Here is a 17,820-nt window from a genome sequence, read left to right as displayed (position 1 = left end):
AACGTTATAATAATATCATTAAAATGAAGAAAATTATTAAAATTATATTGCTTTTAACATTCACTCTTTCAATGAATATGGGGATTGTAAAAGCAAACGAAAAAATTAAAATAGGTCTGCTTGTTCCTTTAACAGGTAAAAACTCTGAAATTGGTGAGTCTATAATTAAATCTGCAAGACTTGCTATTAATAAAATAGACAACCCATCAATTGAAATTATTCCTAGAGATACAAAATCAAATTCCGAAACAACTTTAGAGGCTGCTAAAGAACTGGCTAGCTCAGGAGTAAAGATAATAATTGGCCCTGTATTTAACGAAAGTTTAATTTATCTTGATAAACTAAATGAAGTGACTTTTTTAGCCTTAACGAACAAAAATAATAATTTTTCAAAAAATATTATTAACGCAGGAATAAATGCAACGTCTCAGTTGAATGCAATAAATAAGTTTATAAAGTTAAATAAAATTGAAAAAACTATTTTTTTAACTCCAGATATGAGTTTTAAAAATGAAATTAAAGAAGCTATTTCTAATTCTAAGATCAAAATATTAGAAAATTATATTTATGATACTGACCCCACCAAACTTACCGAACAAATTGAAAAAATTACACGGTATGAAGTTAGAAAGCAAAATCTAGAAGATGAAATAGTAAGATTGGAAAAATCTGATCAAAGTAATAAGGAGAGATTAATTGAAATATTAAAAAAAAAAGATACGCTTGGAAGTGTTAGTTTCGATTCCCTGGTGATATCAGATTTTGATGAAAGTTTAAAAAGCGTCACTACTTCCTTATTATATACAGATGTATCTCCAGAAGAAAAATATTTCATAACTCTTAATCAATGGTTTGATGAGTCTCTTCTTAAGGAAACAAGTTCACAGCCACTTTATTTTCCCTCTGCAAACAAAAAAAATTATGATAAATTTTCGGCAGAATATTTTGAAAAATATAATCAATATCCAAATCAATTATCATTTCTAAGTTATGACTTGGTAGGTCTTGTTTATTATTTAATACTTCAAAACAATTCTGTTATTGATCAAAATATGTTTACTAAAAAAACTTTATTTAAAGGAAAAGTTGGAATTTTTGAAATTAAAAATAACAAGATAAATCATATTTTAAATTTTTATAAAGTTGAAGATGAAAAATTTAAAAAAGTTTTTTAATTTTTTTAAAAGCTTTAAATCTATGATCTATTTTATATTTCTGCGATGCACTCATTTCACCAAATGTAACTTTATTTCCAATTGGTATAAAAATAGGATCATAACCAAACCCGTTTTCACCTTTTATAATTGGTGAAATAAAACCCTCGACCTTACCAACAGAATTTATTATTTCTTTATTTTTACCGTAAATAGTTAAAGCACAAATAAACCTAGCTTTAATTTTTTTTTTTTCGCCAGTCTTTGTCTTTTTTGTCTAGTTCTTTAAAAACTCTAATCATCGCTTTTTTAAAATCACCCTTTTTACCTCCCCATCTGGCTGAATAAATTCCAGGATCTCCACCTAAAACATCTATTTCTAAGCCCGAGTCATCAGATAAACATGTCATCTTTGATTTTTTAGAAAAAAATTTAGCCTTAATTAGTGAGTTTTCCTTAAATGTTTTGCCATTTTCAGGAGGACTTTTTATTTTAAAGTCCTGTGGAGAATATATTTCAAGTTTTTTAGGCAATAAGTCTCTAATTTCTCTCAATTTTCCTTTATTATTAGTCCCTATCAACAATTTTATAATTTTATTCTTTAACATCTAGCAATTATTAAATCTCATACCATATAAGTCTACATGGAAAAAGATCAAAACATTAATTCTGAAAATCAAAACGAAGAAATTAAAGAGACTGAAGTGGAAGAAAAAATTCAAGAAGTACAAGGAATTGCAGCAGAGAGAAAAGAGGAGGTAAATGAGTTTACCCCTGAAGAAAAAATTAAAGAGTTAGAAGATAAGCTTACTAGAACTTTTGCTGAAATGGAAAATCAAAGAAGAAGGTTTGAAAAAGAAAAAGATGATGCTTTTGATTATGGTGGATTTTCATTTGCAAAAGAAGCTTTAAATTTAATTGATAATCTTGAGAGATCAAAACAAATTTTAGAAAGTGATGAAGTTTTAAAAGATACCGAAGCTTTAAAAAAAACTTTAGAACATTTTGAAATCATAAGTAAAGATATGGTTTCAATCTTCTTAAAAAATGGAATCACCCCTGTAAATTCAATTGGTAAAAAATTGGATCCAAATCAACATCAAGCTATGATGGAAATTGATGATGACGAAAAAGAACCCGGCACAATAGTTCAAGAAATTCAAAAAGGTTTTATGATGAAAGATAGACTTTTGAGACCAGCATTAGTTGGAGTTTCAAAAAAAACTAAAATTCAAGATGATCAAAAAAGTGAGGAAAATAAAGAGAATTCAGACAATTAATAATAATTGTAAGAACTTGTACATTAAAAATTAACACTTATATGAAGGAAAGGAATTAAATTATGAGCAAAATTATAGGAATAGATTTAGGAACAACAAACTCATGTGTGTCTATCATGGAAGGTAGTCAGCCAAAAGTTTTAGAAAATGCTGAGGGCGCAAGAACAACTCCTTCAGTTGTTGCTTTTTCTGAAGATGGAGAAAAACTTGTAGGTCAACCTGCAAAAAGACAGGCTGTTACTAATCCTGAAAACACTATTTTTGCTGTAAAAAGATTAATTGGAAGAAGTTTTGAAGACCCTACTGTAAAAAAAGATATTGCAGCTGCCCCTTTTAAAATTGTTAATTCAGAAAAAGGAGATGCTTGGATTGAAGCTAGAGGGGAAAAATACTCTCCATCACAAATTTCTGCTTTTATTCTTCAAAAAATGAAGGAAACTGCTGAAAAATATTTAGGTCAAGAGGTCACTAAGGCTGTAATTACAGTTCCTGCATATTTTAATGACGCTCAAAGACAAGCAACAAAAGATGCTGGTAAAATAGCTGGCCTTGAAGTTTTAAGAATTATTAACGAGCCAACAGCAGCTTCTCTTGCTTACGGTTTAGATAAAAAACAAAATAAAAAAATAGCTGTTTATGACTTAGGTGGTGGAACTTTTGACGTTTCCATTCTTGAGTTAGGTGATGGTGTGTTTGAAGTTAAATCTACAAATGGTGATACATTTTTAGGTGGTGAAGATTTTGATAATACAATCGTTGATTATTTAATTGGTGAATTTAAAAAAGATTCTGGAATTGATTTAAGATCAGATAAATTAGCTCTTCAAAGATTAAAAGAAGCAGCTGAAAAAGCAAAAATTGAATTATCTTCTGCAGAACAAACAGATGTTAATTTACCCTTTATCACAGCTGATAAAACTGGTCCAAAACATATTAATCTAAAAATGACTAGAGCTAAATTAGAAGCTTTGGTTGAAGATTTAATCTCAAGAACGTTACCACCATGTAAAACTGCTCTTAAAGATGCAGGACTTACTGCAAATGAAATTGACGAAATTGTAATGGTTGGTGGGATGACAAGAATGCCCAAAGTTCTTGCTGAAGTTAAAAACTTTTTTGGTAAAGAGCCTAATAAAAGTGTAAACCCTGATGAAGTTGTTGCAATGGGTGCCGCAATCCAAGCTGGTGTTCTTCAAGGAGACGTTAAAGATGTGCTTCTTTTAGATGTAACACCTTTATCACTTGGAATTGAAACATTGGGTGGAGTATCAACAAAATTAATTGAAAAAAACACAACAATACCAACGAAAAAAAGCCAAGTATTTTCTACAGCTGATGATAATCAGCCTGCTGTATCGATAAGAGTACTTCAGGGTGAAAGAGAGATGGCGACTGACAATAAAATGTTGGGAAATTTTGAACTAGTTGGAATTGCACCTGCTCCAAGAGGAGTTCCTCAAATTGAAGTAACTTTTGATATTGATGCGAATGGAATTGTGAGTGTTTCTGCTAAAGATAAAGGAACCGGAAAAGAACAAAAAATTCAAATCCAGGCTTCAGGTGGTTTAAGTGATGAAGAAATAGAAAAAATGGTAAAAGATGCCGAAGCTAATAAAGATGAAGATAAAAAGAAAAGAGAATCTGTGGATGCAAGAAATCAGGCAGATACTTTAATTCATTCAACTGAAAAAAATCTAAAAGAACACGGTGCTAAAGTTTCTGATGCCGATAAAAAAGCAATAGAGGACGCATCGACTGATTTAAAAGAAGCGATTAAAGGAACTGATACTGAAGACATTAAAAAGAAAACAGAAACTTTAGTTCAAGCTTCTATGAAACTAGGTGAGGCTATTTACAAATCTCAAGAAAAAAAAGAGGGCTCACCCAAGGATGGTGAAAAGAGTGATGAAGCAAAAAAAGACGATAATGTGGTTGATGCGGATTTTGAGGAAGTAAAAGAAGAAGAAACAAAAGAGGATAAAAAAGAAGAAGATAAAGAAAAAAGCGCTTAAGACTTAAACAACTATCATCTTAAAGTAACTTATGGCTAAAAGAGATTTTTATGACGTCTTAGGTGTTAGCAAGAATGCAAGCCCTGAAGAATTAAAATCTGCATATAGAAAACTAGCAGTTAAACACCATCCTGATAAAAACCCTGGAGATAAAGCTTCTGAAGATAAATTTAAGGAAGCTGGTGAAGCTTACGGCATCCTCTCAGATAAAGAAAAAAAACAAAACTATGATAACTTTGGCCATGCTGCTTTTGAGGGTGGAGGTGGTGGAAGACAAGGTGGTGGTTTTGGAGGAGCTGATTTCTCAGATATTTTTGAAGATTTTTTTGGAGATTTCGGTGGTGGACAATCAAGGGGAAGAAGAAAAACTAATAATAGAGGCTCAGATCTGCGATATGATTTATCTATTACTCTTGAAGAAGCCTATGAAGGTAAAAAACAAGATATAAAATTTTCAACAACAGAAAAGTGTAATACTTGTAAAGGTAATGGCTCTAAACCTGGTCATTCTGCGGACAGATGTACAGTTTGTGGTGGAAATGGTAAAGTAAGATCTAACCAAGGTTTTTTTACTGTTCAACAAACTTGTCCTCAATGTGCAGGCTCTGGTGAAGAAATAACAAATCCATGCACAGATTGTAATGGTCAAGGTAACAAGCACGCCTCAAAAAAAATATCAGTTACAATACCTAAGGGTGTTGATGATGGCACTAGAATAAGATTAGCTGGTAAAGGTGAGGCTGGATCCAAAGGTGGGGCAAGTGGTGATCTTTATCTTTTTATAAATGTTCACTCACATAACTTATTTAAAAGATCTGATGAAAATCTATTTTTTGAGTTTCCTATATCTATAGCTGATGCTGCTTTAGGAACTACAATAGAAATACCAACAATTGATGGTGGAAAAGCTAAAATTAAAATACCTGATGGAACTCAAAATGGAAAACAATTTAGATTAAAAGGCAAAGGTATGCCTTATATGAGAGGAAGTGGAAATGGAGATCTTTATGTTCAAGTAAACACTGAAATTCCTATTTCTTTAAATAAAGAACAAAAAGAGTTACTTGAAAAATTTAGAAAAATTGAAAACGAAAAATCTAATCCAAGTATCAAACAATTCTTTCAAAAAGCTAAAAGTTTTTGGAAAAACTAAAGACTAATTAATTAAAAAAGGTTAATGTTTTCTTAGATGAAAAAAATTAATTTAGCTATTTCTGGTTGTCTAGGGAGAATGGGTCAGCAACTTATTAAATCCTCAAAAAATAATAAGGAGTTTAAATTAGCTGCTCTGACAGAAAATAAAACTATCAACAAAAAAATTTTAGGTATCAAGCTTGATAAAAATACTGAACAAGCTTTTAAAAAAACTGATGTAATAATAGATTTTACAGTCCCAAATTGTACTTTAGATATTCTAAAAATCGCATCTAAATTAAAAAAAAGAGTAGTAATTGGAACAACTGGATTTACCCAGAAAGAAGAGCATATAATTAAAAAAATTTCTAAAAAAATTCCCATTTTAAAAGCAGGTAACATGAGCCTAGGTGTGAATTTATTAATGTATCTAACTGAAATTGCCTCAAAATCACTAAATGATGAATATTTAAGTAAAGTCTTTGAGGTTCATCACAAACATAAAAAGGATTACCCATCAGGAACAGCTTTAATGCTTGGAAAAGGAATAGCTGATGGAAAAAATAAAAATCTTTATAATTTAATTGGTAAAAAATTTTTAAATAAAAAATCTTTTCCTTATGGAAAAAAAATTAATTTTAATTCGATTAGAAAAGGTGAAATTATTGGGGAACATGAGGTTACATTCTCAAGTGGAAAAGAAATAATAAAATTAAACCATGAAGCGTTTGATAGAGCACTTTATTCAGATGGTGCCTTAACTGCTGCAAAATGGCTTATCAACCAAAAACCAGGTCTTTATTCAATGAGAGATTTATTGAACTTTAGATAATGAATGAAAAAGAAAAAGCTAAAAAGATACTAAAAATTTTAAATAAGATTTATCCAACAACCCTTATTCCATTAGATCATACTAATAATTTTACTCTCTTAATGTCTGTTCTTTTATCAGCACAATGTACTGATCTAAATGTTAATAACGTAACTAAAAATATATATCCAAAATATAATAGACCAGAACATTTTGTAAAATTAGGTAGAAAAAAGATTGAAAGATTAATTAAAAGTATTGGCCTTTTTCGGGTAAAAGCAAAAAGTATTTACTTGATGTCTAAGCTACTTCTAGAAAAACATAGAGGTAGAGTGCCTAAAAGCTTTGAAGAACTGGAAAAACTGCCTGGTGTAGGCCATAAAACAGCAAGTGTAGTCATGTCTCAGGGTTTTGGTGTTCCAGCTTTTGCAGTTGATACTCACATACATCGATTAGCTCAAAGATGGGGCTTAACAAATGGCAAAAATGTTATTCAGACTGAAAAGGATTTAAAAAAAATATTCCCAAAAAAAACATGGGGCAAGTTACATCTACAAATAATTTATTATGGAAGAGAGTTTTGTAAAGCTAGAGAGTGTTATGGTTTGACTTGTAAAATTTGTACGACTTGTTATCCTAAAAGAAAAAATCCTATTAAAACAAAAAAAGCTTAATATGAAAATACTTGGAATTGGAAATGCAATTGTTGACGTTATTTGTAAAGTAGATGATCAATACTTAATAGATAATGAATTAACAAAAAGTACCATGAAGCTTGTCGATGAGAATGAGTTTCAAAAACTTTTGTCAACTTTAAAGGTTGCAGAAACTATTTCTGGTGGATCAGTTGCAAATTCTATTGTGGGTCTATCGCAACTTGGCAATGAAGTTGGCTTCATTGGTAAAGTTAATGCTGATAATTTAGGAAAAAAATACGAGGAAGGTTTGGTTAAAGAAAAAGTTAAATACTTTTATAATAAAAAAAAAGAAATCTCTCCAACTGGAACATGTTTAATATTAATTACACCTGATGCAGAAAGAACAATGGTTACATTTTTAGGAATTGCTGGAAAAATTAATCAAAATGATATTGAAGATAAAGCAATTCAACAAAGTGAAATGATATTCTTGGAGGGCTATTTATGGGATGAAGGTGAGCCAAAATCAGCTTTTGATAAAGCTATGTCACTCTCAAATAATAAAGCCATGTCTTTATCAGATCAATTTTGTGTGGAAAGACATAAGGGTGATTTTTTACATTTAGTTAGGAATAAGCTTGATATCACTTTTGCTAACGAACAAGAAATTAGATCGTTAATTGATGCTAAAACCTTTGAGGATGTTATTGAATTTGGAAAACAATTAGGAAAACTTTTAATTATTACACGTGGTGAAAAAGGAAGTATTGCTATTAAAAATCAAGAAATTATAGAATGCAAGAGTAAATCTAATTTAAAAATTATAGATTTAACAGGTGCAGGAGATCTTTTTGCTGCCGGATTTCTTCATGGATTTATTAACAATTTTTCGATGAAGGAAAGTCTTGAAAAAGGAACTGAGATGTCATTAAAAATAATTCAAAAAGTTGGTGCGAGACTAAATTAATCCATTTATTCAATAAAATAGCCATTTTTGTGCGTTAAGATAAAATTTTGATCTTTAAATAAATCATTTATTTTTTTTCGTAGTCTATAAATATGAGTTTCTACCGTATGAGTTTCTATATTTGAAGAATAATCCCAAATATTTTTTTGTAAGTCTGCAACATTATGTTTAATTTTTTTATGATTTAAATATAAAATAATATTAATTTCTTTTTCTGTTAACTTCAAATTTAAATTATTTTTACCAATAAATTTAGAATTTAAATTTAATTCATAGCCTTTAATGATAATTTTTGACTGATGGTTAAATTTTAATTTGATCAATCTAATACTGATTAATTCTTGTAATTTTTTTAAAGGTAGGGGTAGGTCTTTAAAATTTAAAAAATTATTATGTGTGATATCTTTATTTAGTAATAATTTAGGATAAATTTTTGAAATTATTAAACAATTTGTTAAATCTAGATCATTTCTATTTTTAAAATCTTCTTCGTTTTTAAAATTAATTATCTTAAAGGATAAATTATCTTTTATCTCATTTAAGATTTCATATAATGAATTGTAATTTATAATAAAGACGTTTTGCATAACTATATCAAATAATTTCTATGATAATTCATGTACCAAATAAAAACACTCTTATAATTGATGATTTTAAATTTAAATGTTGTATCGGAAAAAAAGGCTTAAATTACAATAAAAAAGAGGGTGACTATTCAACGCCTAAAGGCTTATTTAAATTGAAAAAATTATATTTTAGGAAGGATCGTGTAGGTATTCCAAGGTGTAAAATAAAAAAAAAAGTTATCACAAAAAATATAGCATGGTGCGATAATCCAAGTGATAAAAGATATAATCAAGAAATTCAAACTCGTAATAAAAACTTAAAAGAATATTTATACAGGAGGGATTATAAATACGATTATTTAATTACAATTGATTATAACCATAATAAAATTCCAAATAAGGGTAGTGCTATATTCATTCATCTAACAGATAATTATAAATCAACAGCAGGCTGTATAGCATTAAAGAAGAAAGATTTTGAAATTTTATTAAAGTTAATCAAAAAAAATACCAAAATAAAAATTGGCTAATTTCTATTTCCAAAAACTTTTGAGCCAATTCTTAAATAAGTTGCACCGTGTTTTGCTGCATCAAGGTAATCATTGGACATACCCATGCTTAACTCTTTAACATTGATTTTTTGTGCAAGATTTTTCATTTTTACAAAGTACTCCTTAGTATTGATATCCTTAGGTGGTAAACACATTAATCCAACAATATCTAACTCGAATTCATTTGCACATTTTTTGTAAAATTCTTCAAGATCCCCTTCATCGATTCCATTTTTTTGTTCTTCATTTCCAATATTAATTTGAATAAATATTTTTAATCTTTTTTTTATTTTATCTTGCTCCTCTGCAATTTTCTTTGCTAGTTTTAGGCTATCTAGTGAATGGATATAGTCAAATAAAGGTACGACAAACTTGACTTTGTTTGATTGTAACTTACCAATCATGTGTAGTTGTAGATGCTTAAAATCTTGTTTAATTTCTTGCCATTTTTCTATTGCTTCTTGAACTTTATTTTCACCAAAATGAACTTGTCCGTGATTAATTAATGGCAATATTTCATTAATTGGAAATGTCTTACTAACAGCTATTATTTTTATTTTATTTAACTCTAAGTTTTCTATCTTTAATGTATTTTGTATAGAAACTAGATTATTAATACTTTGATGCAAAAAAAATTACCTAAAATTTACTTGTTTGTTGAAGACTTTAATCCTTCTGATTTGAATAATTTAAATAAAAATATATCAATTATTCTTAGGAACTATAAAAAAAAAATAGATGAAAGTACAATATTATCGTTAAAGAATTATTGTAGAAGAAATAAGAGAAAATTTTACTTAACTATTGATATCAAAATGGCTATAAAACATCAATTAAATGGGGTTTATATTCCATCTTTTATTAAAACTAATAACTTTAATTTTTTTTCAAAACCAAAAAAATTTTCAATCATAGGCTCTGCTCATAATAAAGCTGAGATTAAAGCAAAAGAAAATCAAGGCTGTAATTTAATTTTTTTAGCTCCAACGTTTAAGGTCAATAAAAAAAATAATTATCTTGATGTTATTAAATTTAACTTACTAACATTGGATAATAAAAGTAAATTTATTGCACTTGGTGGGATAAATGAAACTAATATAAGTAAATTAAAACTTTTAAATTGTGATGGTTTTTCAGGAATATCGTGGATAAAAAAAAACGGCCTAAAAGAATTTAGGCCGTTTTTAAATAGTTTAAATAGTAATAACTAGAATGCTAAACCTAAAGCAATTTCAGTTACATCTCTATCAGCAGCATCGTTGTCATACCCTGGATTTTTAGTACTCATTTGGTATGCTTTAACCGACATTGCACCCATAGAGTAAGCTACTTGAATAGCTTTAGTATCCATAGATACATCTGCAGTATCAGTTGTTGCATTAGACTGCTCATCGTAAACATCTGAAGAGTCTGTGTATGAAACCGATAGGTTTTCATTCACATTGAAAGCTACAGAAAATTGCTCACCTTCAAAGATACCACTAGCAACTCTAACTACTTTTGCAGTAGCGGCATTGTCACCACCAGCAGCGTTTTTACCTGAATCTAAGTAAGACTCGGAGTAACCGAAGGCTACTGGACCTACTGAGTACTTAGCATACCAAACACCTTCGAAAGCGTCTCTTACTTTAGCTGATCCAGTTGTTGGGTCTCTGTTTTCTCTTTCTGTACCATAAGCACCAGCAGTTAAACCAGCATACTTAATAGTAGCACCTAGACCGTAACCTTTACCGTAGTTACCTAAGTTACCATCAGCATTAGTAGCTGTAACTTTAGAAGTAGTTCCACCATCGCCTGAACCTACACCATTTGCATTTGGAGAGAATTCTGCATCTAAAGATATAGAAGCTCCTGCAATGTCAAAAGATGGAGAGTTGTAAACTATAGAGTTACTGTCCATTTGATTTCCAACTATGTTAGCTGAAGTTTGTTGTGCATCTGAGATTTGCTCATATGCTTGAGGTACTTCCTCATCGTACTTGTAACTTGCTCCACCAGTATCAGTTCCGAAAGAAACTGTTCCTAATGAACCCATAGTTAGTGATGTGAAAGATGAAGACACTGAATAAGCATCAGTTAAAAGTGTGCTCACTTTAAATGTCCAACCATTGTCCATTTCACCAGTTCCAGTGAAAGCAACATCTCTGTCAGTACCAATTGTTTTACCACCGTTAACTTTTTCGCCAGTTACATAAGTAACGTTAGCAGAACCAGTTACGGCTATTTCGCCTGCTTGAGCACTAACTGCAACTAGCGAACCTGCTAATGCTGAAAGACCCAATTTTTTTAGATTTGTCATATTTTTTCCTTTTTTGTTATTATTCATATGAATGCAGTATATTTAGCAAAAAAAATGCAAATTATTTGCTTAATCTTCTAAATTTTTAATAGTTTTTCAAATTGTGATAAAATTACCACAAAAGGTCAATTTTTTTGTTGAAATTCAACAAAACAAATGGTTTTTCATCATAAATGCCTTTTATAAAAAAATACTTCATTTACTTAATACTGCTTTTATTAACGTTTTCTGGGTGCTCAAATAACATTTTTAGAAAAGCTGATATTAAAGATACACCTATAAATGTTAATGATAGGGTTAAAAGAAACATTGAAGAGGGAAGAGGAATTAGATTTGGTAAAGGCTCCTCTAAAGGTGGAACTTTTGATTTTGCATCCTCAAATGAATTATGGAGAGCGTCTATGGATGTCTTAGATTTTGTTCCCTTTTCAAATGCAAGTTACTCTGGTGGGATATTAATAACAGAATGGTTTGATGGTAACTCAAATGACAAAAATGAAAAAAGAGATTTAAAAATTACGGTAAGGTTTTTAACTAATGAAATTAGATCTGATGCTCTTGATATAAGTATTCATGAAAGAAAATGTCAGAGCAACGGAACCACTTGTAGTGTTAATAAAATCAAATCTGAATTAGAGCCGCAAATAGGTTTAGCAATCCTTAAGCGAGCTGCAATTTTGGAAAAAAAACAATTTTCAAAAAATTCCAAAGACTATCTTAGTAAAAAAAGAACAACTTTAGAGAAAAAAAAAATAAACTCTGCTAGATAAATTTAATATTTTTATTTTTTGTGACTAGATATAATTTTAAAATAATTGAAGAGAAATGGCAAAATTATTGGGTCGAAAACAAGTCTTTTAAAAGTGTAGTAGATAAAAATAAAAAAAAATTTTATTCCCTTGAAATGTTCCCTTATCCATTGGGTAAAATTCATATGGGTCATGTTAGAAATTATACTATTGGTGATGTATTGGCTCGTTTTAAAATGATGCAAGGATATAATGTTTTACATCCTATGGGTTGGGATTCTTTTGGTATGCCCGCAGAAAATGCAGCTAAACAAAATAATTTAGATCCAAAAAAATGGACTGAAAAGAATATTAAAACAATGAGAGACCAATTAAAACAATTAGGTCTTTCAATTGATTGGGATAAAGAAATATCAACTTGCTCTCCTGAGTATTATAAACACCAACAAGCCTTTTTTTTAGAACTGTATGACAAGGGTCTTGTTTATAGAAAAGAAAATTATGTGAATTGGGATCCAGTCGATGAAACCGTTCTTGCTAATGAACAAGTAATTGATGGAAGAGGTTGGAGGTCTGGCGCCTTGGTCGAGAGAAAAAAATTAAACCAATGGTTTTTTAACATATCAAAGTTTTCTGATGAATTATTAGAGGGTCTAGAAACTCTTGATGGATGGCCCAATAAAGTAAAAACTATGCAAAAAAATTGGATAGGAAAATCTTTTGGTTGTGAATTAGATTTTGAAATAGAAGGCTCTCTACCTGTTAAAAATATTAAATGTTTTACTACAAGACCAGATACATTGTTTGGTTGTTCATTCGTAGCTGTATCGATTGATCATCCAATAGCAAGATTTTATGAAAATGATAAAAATTTTTTAGCATTTAAGGAAGAGTGTTCAAAAACTGGCACCACAGAGGAATCTATTGCTCAAGCGGAAAAACTAGGGTTTCCAACATCCCTAATGGCTATTAATCCTTTGGACCCATCTATAAAGGTACCTGTATTTTTTGCAAACTTTGTATTAATGGATTATGGTTTTGGAGCAATATTTGGTTGCCCCGCTCATGACCAGAGAGACTTTGATTTTGCAAAAAAATATAATTTAAATTTTATTTCAGTAATTGATCCCATTAATGAGAAAGATAAAATTGAAACAAATAATAAAGCTTATACAGGACCTGGTAAAATAATTAATTCAAAATTTTTAAATAATTTAAATGCACCAGATCAATCTATTTTGGAAGCAATTAAAATATTAGAAGAAAAAAAAATTAGGAAAAAAAAAAAATTAATTTCAGACTAAAAGATTGGGGGGTATCAAGACAAAGATACTGGGGCTGCCCCATCCCAATTGCTTATAATGATAAAAATAAAATTATTAAAGTTCCATTAGAAGATTTGCCTGTTAAGTTACCTGAAAACATAAACCTGAATACTAAAGGTAATCCTCTAGACCACCAAAAAGATTGGTTTGACATTCAAATTAACGGTGAAAAATGTAAGAGAGAAACCGACACTCTAGATACTTTTGTTGATTCTTCTTGGTATTTTTTAAGATTTTGTTCAAACAAAAATACTAAGGAAGGGTTTGATTTAGATGAGATTAAATACTGGATGCCTGTTGATCAATATATTGGTGGGGTTGAACATGCAATTCTTCATCTTTTATATTCAAGATTTTTTATGCGTGCGATTAAGCACAAAAGAAAAGACTTTATAAACCCAGAGCCCTTTAAGGGTCTTTTTACACAAGGAATGGTTTGTCACGAAACCTACAAAAATAAAAATGACCAATGGTTAAGCCCTGATGAAATTGAAACAAATGATAAAATTAATTACCACCTTAAAGGAATGCCTGATGAAAAAGTAAAAGTTGGTCCAAGTGAATCGATGTCTAAGTCAAAGAAAAACACCATAGATCCAGAAAAAATAATTACAAATTATGGTGCAGACGCAGTGCGGCTTTTTATTTTATCAGATAGCCCCCCTGAAAAAGACGTACAATGGTCAGATCAGGGTATGTTGGCTTCTTATAAATTTATTCAAAAATTTTGGCTACTACACAAAAAGATTATTTCAATAATTTTACTTAAAAATGAAAATGGAGATTCAAAACCAATAGATTCGTTTACCAATATAATGATTGATAAAATTACAAAAAGTATAGAAAAATTTCATTACAATGTGCTTGTGGCAAATTTTCATGAAACTTATAATTATTTAAATAAAGAGATTGAAAAACCTATCAACTATTTAAGCTTATCTAAAAATTATAAAAAGATATTAAGCATAATGCATCCTGTGATGCCCCACCTAATAAGTGAGTGTTTAATTGAACTAGAACCCAAAATGAGCCTAGAATGGCCAACTGCTGACCATAAAAAAATATTAAATAAAAACATTAATATTGTGGTTCAAATTAATGGGAAAAAAAGAACTATAATCAATTTAGAAAATGAGATTTCTGAAAACCAATTAATTTTAAAAATTAAAGAGGAACCACTGATAAATAAGTTTATTAAAAATAAAGAATTTAAAAAGACTATTTATATTAAAAATAAATTGATAAACATAATTATCTGATGAAAAAAATAACGTTGACCTTAATACTTTTTCTAATGCTCACTAACTGTGGATATAAGGCATTATATTCAAATAAAAACTTAAACTTAAACATTATAAAAATTGAAAAAATTAAAAAAAATAAATTAAATTTAACAATTGAAAAAAGATTAAACAATTTTTCTAACAAGCAAGCTTTAAACAAGATTTCACTTAAAATAGATGCTGAAAAAGAAATCAAAGTAGTTTCAAAAAATATGCAAGGTAATCCCTCTCGTTACCAAATGATTATAAAATTAAATATAGATGTAATTGACGATCAAAATAAAAAAATAAACAAAAACATCACTCAGGATTTTAGTTACAATACTAATTCTAATAGATTTACATTAAGTCAGTACGAAATAGAAATAGAAGAAGTATTAATTAATAAAATTATTGATGAATTAATAAAAGATTTATCAAAACTTTAAAATGATTATTAAGTCATTCGAAATCAAAAATAAAAAAGATAGTAATTTTTTTTTGTTTTATGGTGAAAACCAAGGTTACAAAAACCAAGTAATAAACGAAGAATTTAAGAAAAAATACACTGAAGGTATTTATCGCTATGAAGAAAATGAAATTTTAAACAATAAAGAAAGGTTTTTTACAAACCTTTTATCAAAATCATTTTTTGAGAATGAAAAATTAATTCTAGTTGATAGGGCTACAGACAAAATAAAAGAACTTGTAGAAGAGATTATAGAAAAGAATGTCGATGGAGTAATTTTAATTCTAAATTCGAATTCTCTTGAAAAAAAATCAAAGTTAAGATCACTTTTTGAAAAAAGCAAAATTGCTGTATGTGTTCCATTTTATGAAGATAATAACCAAACATTATCTTCAATATCGGGTCAATTTTTTAGAGATAATAAGATCTCAATTTCACAACAAATAATAAACTTGATAGTGAGCAGATGCCGAGGTGACAGACAAAATCTTAACAGTGAACTTGAAAAAATTAAAAATTATTCTCAAAATAAAAATAAAGTTGAATTACAAGATATTCTTAAACTTACTAATTTAGCTGAAAACTATAGTGTCTCTGAGCTAATAGATAGCTGCCTATCTAAAAATAAAAAAAAAACTATTAATGTATTAAATGAAAATAATTACTCACCAGAGGATTGTGTACTAATTGTTAGAACGTTTTTAATGAAAACCAAAAGATTGGCAAAGTTGTGCAAAGAACAACTTAGAGTCAAAAATTTAGATGCTGTAATTACTACATTTAAACCCCCAATTTTTTGGAAAGATAAAGAGATTGTAAAACAACAGATTAGTAGCTGGTCCTATAATCAGGCTGAGGTTTTAATTTATGAAATTAATGAAATTGAATTATTGATTAAAAAATTCCCCCACAATTCAATTAATATCTTATCAAATTTTATAATTGACAAAACTTCTTCGATTAATAATTAGATTTCACAATCTCAATTATTTTATTTAATTGATCAAGATCCTTGTATTCAAACACAATTGATCCTGAATTATTTTTTTTATTTTTAATTAAAACATTAAGTCCAATCTTTTCTCTAATTGAAATTTCTAGTGATTGTAAGTTAATATCTCGAGATCCTTTAAGAGATTGTTTTTTTATTTTGAAAATTTTTACAAAATTTTCTGCTTGTCTAACAGAAAGATTCTTCTCAATTATTTTTTTTGCGACAAACTCTGCATTATCTAAACCAACTAAAATTTTAGCATGGCCTGCAGTTATTTTTTTTGTTTCGATTAACTTTAATACGGCATCCGGTAGCGTTAATAGTCTTAAAGAATTAGTTATGTGGCTTCTACTTTTTCCAATAAACTCGGCCACTTTTTCCTGATCATAAGAAAATTCTTGGATAAGTCTTTGATAACCGTGAGCTTCTTCTATTGCGTTAAGATCATTTCTTTGAACATTTTCAATAATAGCAAATTCTAATGATTTTAAATCGTCTGCATCTGTTATTACAACGGGTACTTCATGAAGACCTGCTTTTTGAGCAGCTAACCATCTTCTCTCACCAGCAATTATTTCATACTTAGAGATATTTTCAGATGATTTTCTAACTATTATTGGTTGAATAATTCCTCTTTCTTTTATGGAATTTGTTAAATCTTGCAAATTATTTTCATCAAAATTTTTTCGAGGTTGGAACCTATTACTAACTAAGTCACTTACAGATAATTTATTAAAATCTATTTCATTTTTTGTTTCACCTATCAATGATGATAGTCCTCTGCCTAATCCTTTCTTTATTTTATTTTTATCCATTATGCTGTGCCCCCTTTATTTGTTCTTGATTAATAAATTCATCTGTAAAGCTAAAATATGATTTACTACCAGGACATGATTTATCATAAATTAGAACTGGCATGCCGTGTGATGGGGCCTCCGACAGTCTGACGTTTCTTGGTATCACCGTTAGATAAACTTTTTTATTAAAGTAATCTCTTGCTTCTTTTTCTACTTGTGTAGATAGCTTGTTTCTTTTGTCAAACATTGTTAGAAGTATTCCTCTAATTTTTAATTCAGGATTTAAATTAACTTTTATTCTTTCTATAGTTTTCATTAGCTGAGTTAATCCTTCTAAAGCGAAAAATTCAGCCTGAAGTGGCACTAGCAATGAGTGTGAAGACACTAAAGCCATAACTGTAAGCAAACTTAGTGATGGTGGACAGTCTATAAGTACATAATCATAGGTTCCTCTAGAATTGTTTAAGTAAGCGGTTAATTCACGTTTTAAAATGAAGGCTCTCATGTTGTCATCAGCTGTTTCGACCTCAAGGCCAGATAAATCTACATTTGAAGTAATCATATCTAAATTTTTGAACTCTGTTTTTCTTATCACATCAGAAATTGGCTTTGATCCATTCAGTACTCCATAAATAGTATCAGTCGAATTTTCTAAATTGGATAGTCCAAGTCCTGTGGTAGCATTTCCTTGTGGATCAAGGTCGATTACTAAAACTTTTTTCTCAAGTTGGGCTAAACCTGCAGCAAGATTAATTACAGTTGTTGTTTTTCCAACCCCACCCTTTTGATTTATCACAGAAATAATTTGCATT

Annotated in this window: 19 protein-coding genes and 1 pseudogene; 14 read left to right on the top strand and 6 right to left on the bottom strand. The window is 29.1% G+C overall.

Annotated features, from left to right (window positions below; genetic code table 11):
- The first annotated feature begins 23 nt into the window (after positions 1-23).
- Complete coding sequence (locus tag ABXT52_RS07100; RefSeq protein WP_415271849.1) at positions 24-1,175, top strand: ABC transporter substrate-binding protein; 1,152 nt, start codon at positions 24-26, stop codon at positions 1,173-1,175.
- On the opposite strand, the pseudogene rdgB reads toward ABXT52_RS07100, so the two are convergent.
- Positions 1,159-1,762, bottom strand: a pseudogene (gene rdgB / locus ABXT52_RS07095) (RdgB/HAM1 family non-canonical purine NTP pyrophosphatase). The gene ABXT52_RS07100 and the pseudogene rdgB overlap by 17 nt on opposite strands.
- Before the next feature lie 36 nt (positions 1,763-1,798).
- Here rdgB and ABXT52_RS07090 point away from each other — a divergent pair.
- From ABXT52_RS07090 to ABXT52_RS07065, 6 genes are all read left to right on the top strand, one after another.
- Complete coding sequence (locus ABXT52_RS07090) at positions 1,799-2,434, top strand: nucleotide exchange factor GrpE (protein WP_415271848.1); 636 nt, start codon at positions 1,799-1,801, stop codon at positions 2,432-2,434.
- Between the two features lie 62 nt (positions 2,435-2,496).
- Positions 2,497-4,446, top strand: coding sequence for a molecular chaperone DnaK (gene dnaK, locus ABXT52_RS07085; protein WP_415271847.1), 1,950 nt, complete (start codon positions 2,497-2,499; stop codon positions 4,444-4,446).
- A 31-nt stretch (positions 4,447-4,477) separates the two neighbouring features.
- On the top strand, positions 4,478-5,599 hold the full coding sequence (gene dnaJ / locus ABXT52_RS07080; protein ID WP_415271846.1) for a molecular chaperone DnaJ: 1,122 nt from the start codon (positions 4,478-4,480) through the stop codon (positions 5,597-5,599).
- A 36-nt stretch (positions 5,600-5,635) separates the two neighbouring features.
- A complete protein-coding gene (gene dapB, locus ABXT52_RS07075) occupies positions 5,636-6,412 on the top strand; it encodes a 4-hydroxy-tetrahydrodipicolinate reductase (RefSeq protein ID WP_415271845.1) in 777 nt (258 codons plus the stop codon).
- Complete coding sequence (gene nth, locus ABXT52_RS07070) at positions 6,412-7,065, top strand: endonuclease III (RefSeq protein WP_415271844.1); 654 nt, start codon at positions 6,412-6,414, stop codon at positions 7,063-7,065. The genes dapB and nth overlap by 1 nt, the downstream gene beginning before the upstream one ends.
- Position 7,066: 1 nt before the next feature.
- Positions 7,067-7,996: an adenosine kinase gene (locus tag ABXT52_RS07065; RefSeq protein WP_415271843.1), complete on the top strand. Its 930-nt coding sequence runs from the start codon at positions 7,067-7,069 to the stop codon at positions 7,994-7,996.
- 5 nt (positions 7,997-8,001) lie between these two features.
- On the opposite strand, the gene ABXT52_RS07060 is transcribed toward ABXT52_RS07065, so the two are convergent.
- Complete coding sequence (locus ABXT52_RS07060; RefSeq protein WP_415271842.1) at positions 8,002-8,583, bottom strand: winged helix-turn-helix domain-containing protein; 582 nt, start codon at positions 8,581-8,583, stop codon at positions 8,002-8,004.
- Between the two features lie 20 nt (positions 8,584-8,603).
- On the opposite strand from ABXT52_RS07060, the gene ABXT52_RS07055 reads away from it, so the two are divergent.
- Positions 8,604-9,092, top strand: coding sequence for a L,D-transpeptidase family protein (locus tag ABXT52_RS07055; RefSeq protein ID WP_415271841.1), 489 nt, complete (start codon positions 8,604-8,606; stop codon positions 9,090-9,092).
- Here ABXT52_RS07055 and ABXT52_RS07050 read toward each other — a convergent pair.
- A complete protein-coding gene (locus ABXT52_RS07050) occupies positions 9,089-9,742 on the bottom strand; it encodes a YggS family pyridoxal phosphate-dependent enzyme (protein WP_415271840.1) in 654 nt (217 codons plus the stop codon). The genes ABXT52_RS07055 and ABXT52_RS07050 overlap by 4 nt on opposite strands.
- Here ABXT52_RS07050 and ABXT52_RS07045 point away from each other — a divergent pair.
- Positions 9,737-10,324 carry a thiamine phosphate synthase gene (locus ABXT52_RS07045; protein WP_415271839.1) on the top strand — a complete coding sequence of 196 codons (588 nt, stop codon included), beginning with the start codon at positions 9,737-9,739 and terminating at the stop codon, positions 10,322-10,324. The genes ABXT52_RS07050 and ABXT52_RS07045 overlap by 6 nt on opposite strands.
- On the opposite strand, the gene ABXT52_RS07040 is transcribed toward ABXT52_RS07045, so the two are convergent.
- Positions 10,321-11,412: a porin gene (locus ABXT52_RS07040; protein WP_415271838.1), complete on the bottom strand. Its 1,092-nt coding sequence runs from the start codon at positions 11,410-11,412 to the stop codon at positions 10,321-10,323. The two genes, ABXT52_RS07045 and ABXT52_RS07040, sit on opposite strands and share 4 nt — an antisense overlap.
- A gap of 173 nt (positions 11,413-11,585) precedes the next feature.
- On the opposite strand from ABXT52_RS07040, the gene ABXT52_RS07035 reads away from it, so the two are divergent.
- The 5 genes from ABXT52_RS07035 to holA are packed head-to-tail and all read left to right on the top strand — an operon-like array spanning position 11,586 to position 16,188.
- Positions 11,586-12,182 (top strand): DUF3576 domain-containing protein, encoded by a 597-nt coding sequence (locus tag ABXT52_RS07035; RefSeq protein ID WP_415271837.1) that lies wholly within the window; start codon positions 11,586-11,588, stop codon positions 12,180-12,182.
- 20 nt (positions 12,183-12,202) lie between these two features.
- The gene (locus ABXT52_RS07030; protein WP_415271836.1) at positions 12,203-13,465 is read left to right on the top strand and encodes a class I tRNA ligase family protein; all 1,263 of its coding nucleotides are present in this window, start codon (positions 12,203-12,205) and stop codon (positions 13,463-13,465) included.
- Complete coding sequence (locus tag ABXT52_RS07025; protein ID WP_415272535.1) at positions 13,450-14,745, top strand: class I tRNA ligase family protein; 1,296 nt, start codon at positions 13,450-13,452, stop codon at positions 14,743-14,745. Before ABXT52_RS07030 ends, ABXT52_RS07025 begins: the two co-directional genes overlap by 16 nt.
- Positions 14,745-15,197, top strand: a complete 453-nt coding sequence (gene lptE / locus ABXT52_RS07020; protein ID WP_415271835.1) for an LPS assembly lipoprotein LptE — start codon at positions 14,745-14,747, stop codon at positions 15,195-15,197. The genes ABXT52_RS07025 and lptE overlap by 1 nt, the downstream gene beginning before the upstream one ends.
- A 1-nt stretch (position 15,198) precedes the next feature.
- Positions 15,199-16,188: a DNA polymerase III subunit delta gene (gene holA / locus ABXT52_RS07015; RefSeq protein ID WP_415271834.1), complete on the top strand. Its 990-nt coding sequence runs from the start codon at positions 15,199-15,201 to the stop codon at positions 16,186-16,188.
- On the opposite strand, the gene ABXT52_RS07010 is transcribed toward holA, so the two are convergent.
- Entirely contained in the window at positions 16,178-17,026 is an 849-nt protein-coding gene (locus tag ABXT52_RS07010) for a ParB/RepB/Spo0J family partition protein (RefSeq protein WP_415271833.1), read from the bottom strand. The two genes, holA and ABXT52_RS07010, sit on opposite strands and share 11 nt — an antisense overlap.
- Complete coding sequence (locus tag ABXT52_RS07005) at positions 17,019-17,819, bottom strand: ParA family protein (protein WP_415271832.1); 801 nt, start codon at positions 17,817-17,819, stop codon at positions 17,019-17,021. Before ABXT52_RS07005 ends, ABXT52_RS07010 begins: the two co-directional genes overlap by 8 nt.
- Between the last annotated feature and the right edge of the window lies 1 nt (position 17,820).

This window comes from Candidatus Pelagibacter sp. Uisw_121, from assembly GCF_047722545.1.
In the GTDB taxonomy this organism is placed as follows: domain Bacteria; phylum Pseudomonadota; class Alphaproteobacteria; order Pelagibacterales; family Pelagibacteraceae; genus Pelagibacter.
The sequence above is the reverse complement of the archived record's forward strand: the minus strand, read 5'-3'. Positions and strand labels throughout refer to the sequence as shown.

Coding starts and splice junctions, on each gene's coding strand:
- ABXT52_RS07055 (WP_415271841.1), top strand. CDS start 8,604: ATGATAATTCATGTACCAAATAAAAACACTCTTATAATTGATGATTTT.
- ABXT52_RS07035 (WP_415271837.1), top strand. CDS start 11,586: ATGCCTTTTATAAAAAAATACTTCATTTACTTAATACTGCTTTTATTA.
- dapB (WP_415271845.1), top strand. CDS start 5,636: ATGAAAAAAATTAATTTAGCTATTTCTGGTTGTCTAGGGAGAATGGGT.
- lptE (WP_415271835.1), top strand. CDS start 14,745: ATGAAAAAAATAACGTTGACCTTAATACTTTTTCTAATGCTCACTAAC.
- ABXT52_RS07100 (WP_415271849.1), top strand. CDS start 24: ATGAAGAAAATTATTAAAATTATATTGCTTTTAACATTCACTCTTTCA.
- ABXT52_RS07045 (WP_415271839.1), top strand. CDS start 9,737: ATGCAAAAAAAATTACCTAAAATTTACTTGTTTGTTGAAGACTTTAAT.
- ABXT52_RS07065 (WP_415271843.1), top strand. CDS start 7,067: ATGAAAATACTTGGAATTGGAAATGCAATTGTTGACGTTATTTGTAAA.
- ABXT52_RS07010 (WP_415271833.1), bottom strand. CDS start 17,026: ATGGATAAAAATAAAATAAAGAAAGGATTAGGCAGAGGACTATCATCA.
- nth (WP_415271844.1), top strand. CDS start 6,412: ATGAATGAAAAAGAAAAAGCTAAAAAGATACTAAAAATTTTAAATAAG.
- ABXT52_RS07090 (WP_415271848.1), top strand. CDS start 1,799: ATGGAAAAAGATCAAAACATTAATTCTGAAAATCAAAACGAAGAAATT.
- dnaJ (WP_415271846.1), top strand. CDS start 4,478: ATGGCTAAAAGAGATTTTTATGACGTCTTAGGTGTTAGCAAGAATGCA.
- ABXT52_RS07005 (WP_415271832.1), bottom strand. CDS start 17,819: ATGCAAATTATTTCTGTGATAAATCAAAAGGGTGGGGTTGGAAAAACA.
- ABXT52_RS07040 (WP_415271838.1), bottom strand. CDS start 11,412: ATGACAAATCTAAAAAAATTGGGTCTTTCAGCATTAGCAGGTTCGCTA.
- ABXT52_RS07060 (WP_415271842.1), bottom strand. CDS start 8,583: ATGCAAAACGTCTTTATTATAAATTACAATTCATTATATGAAATCTTA.
- holA (WP_415271834.1), top strand. CDS start 15,199: ATGATTATTAAGTCATTCGAAATCAAAAATAAAAAAGATAGTAATTTT.
- dnaK (WP_415271847.1), top strand. CDS start 2,497: ATGAGCAAAATTATAGGAATAGATTTAGGAACAACAAACTCATGTGTG.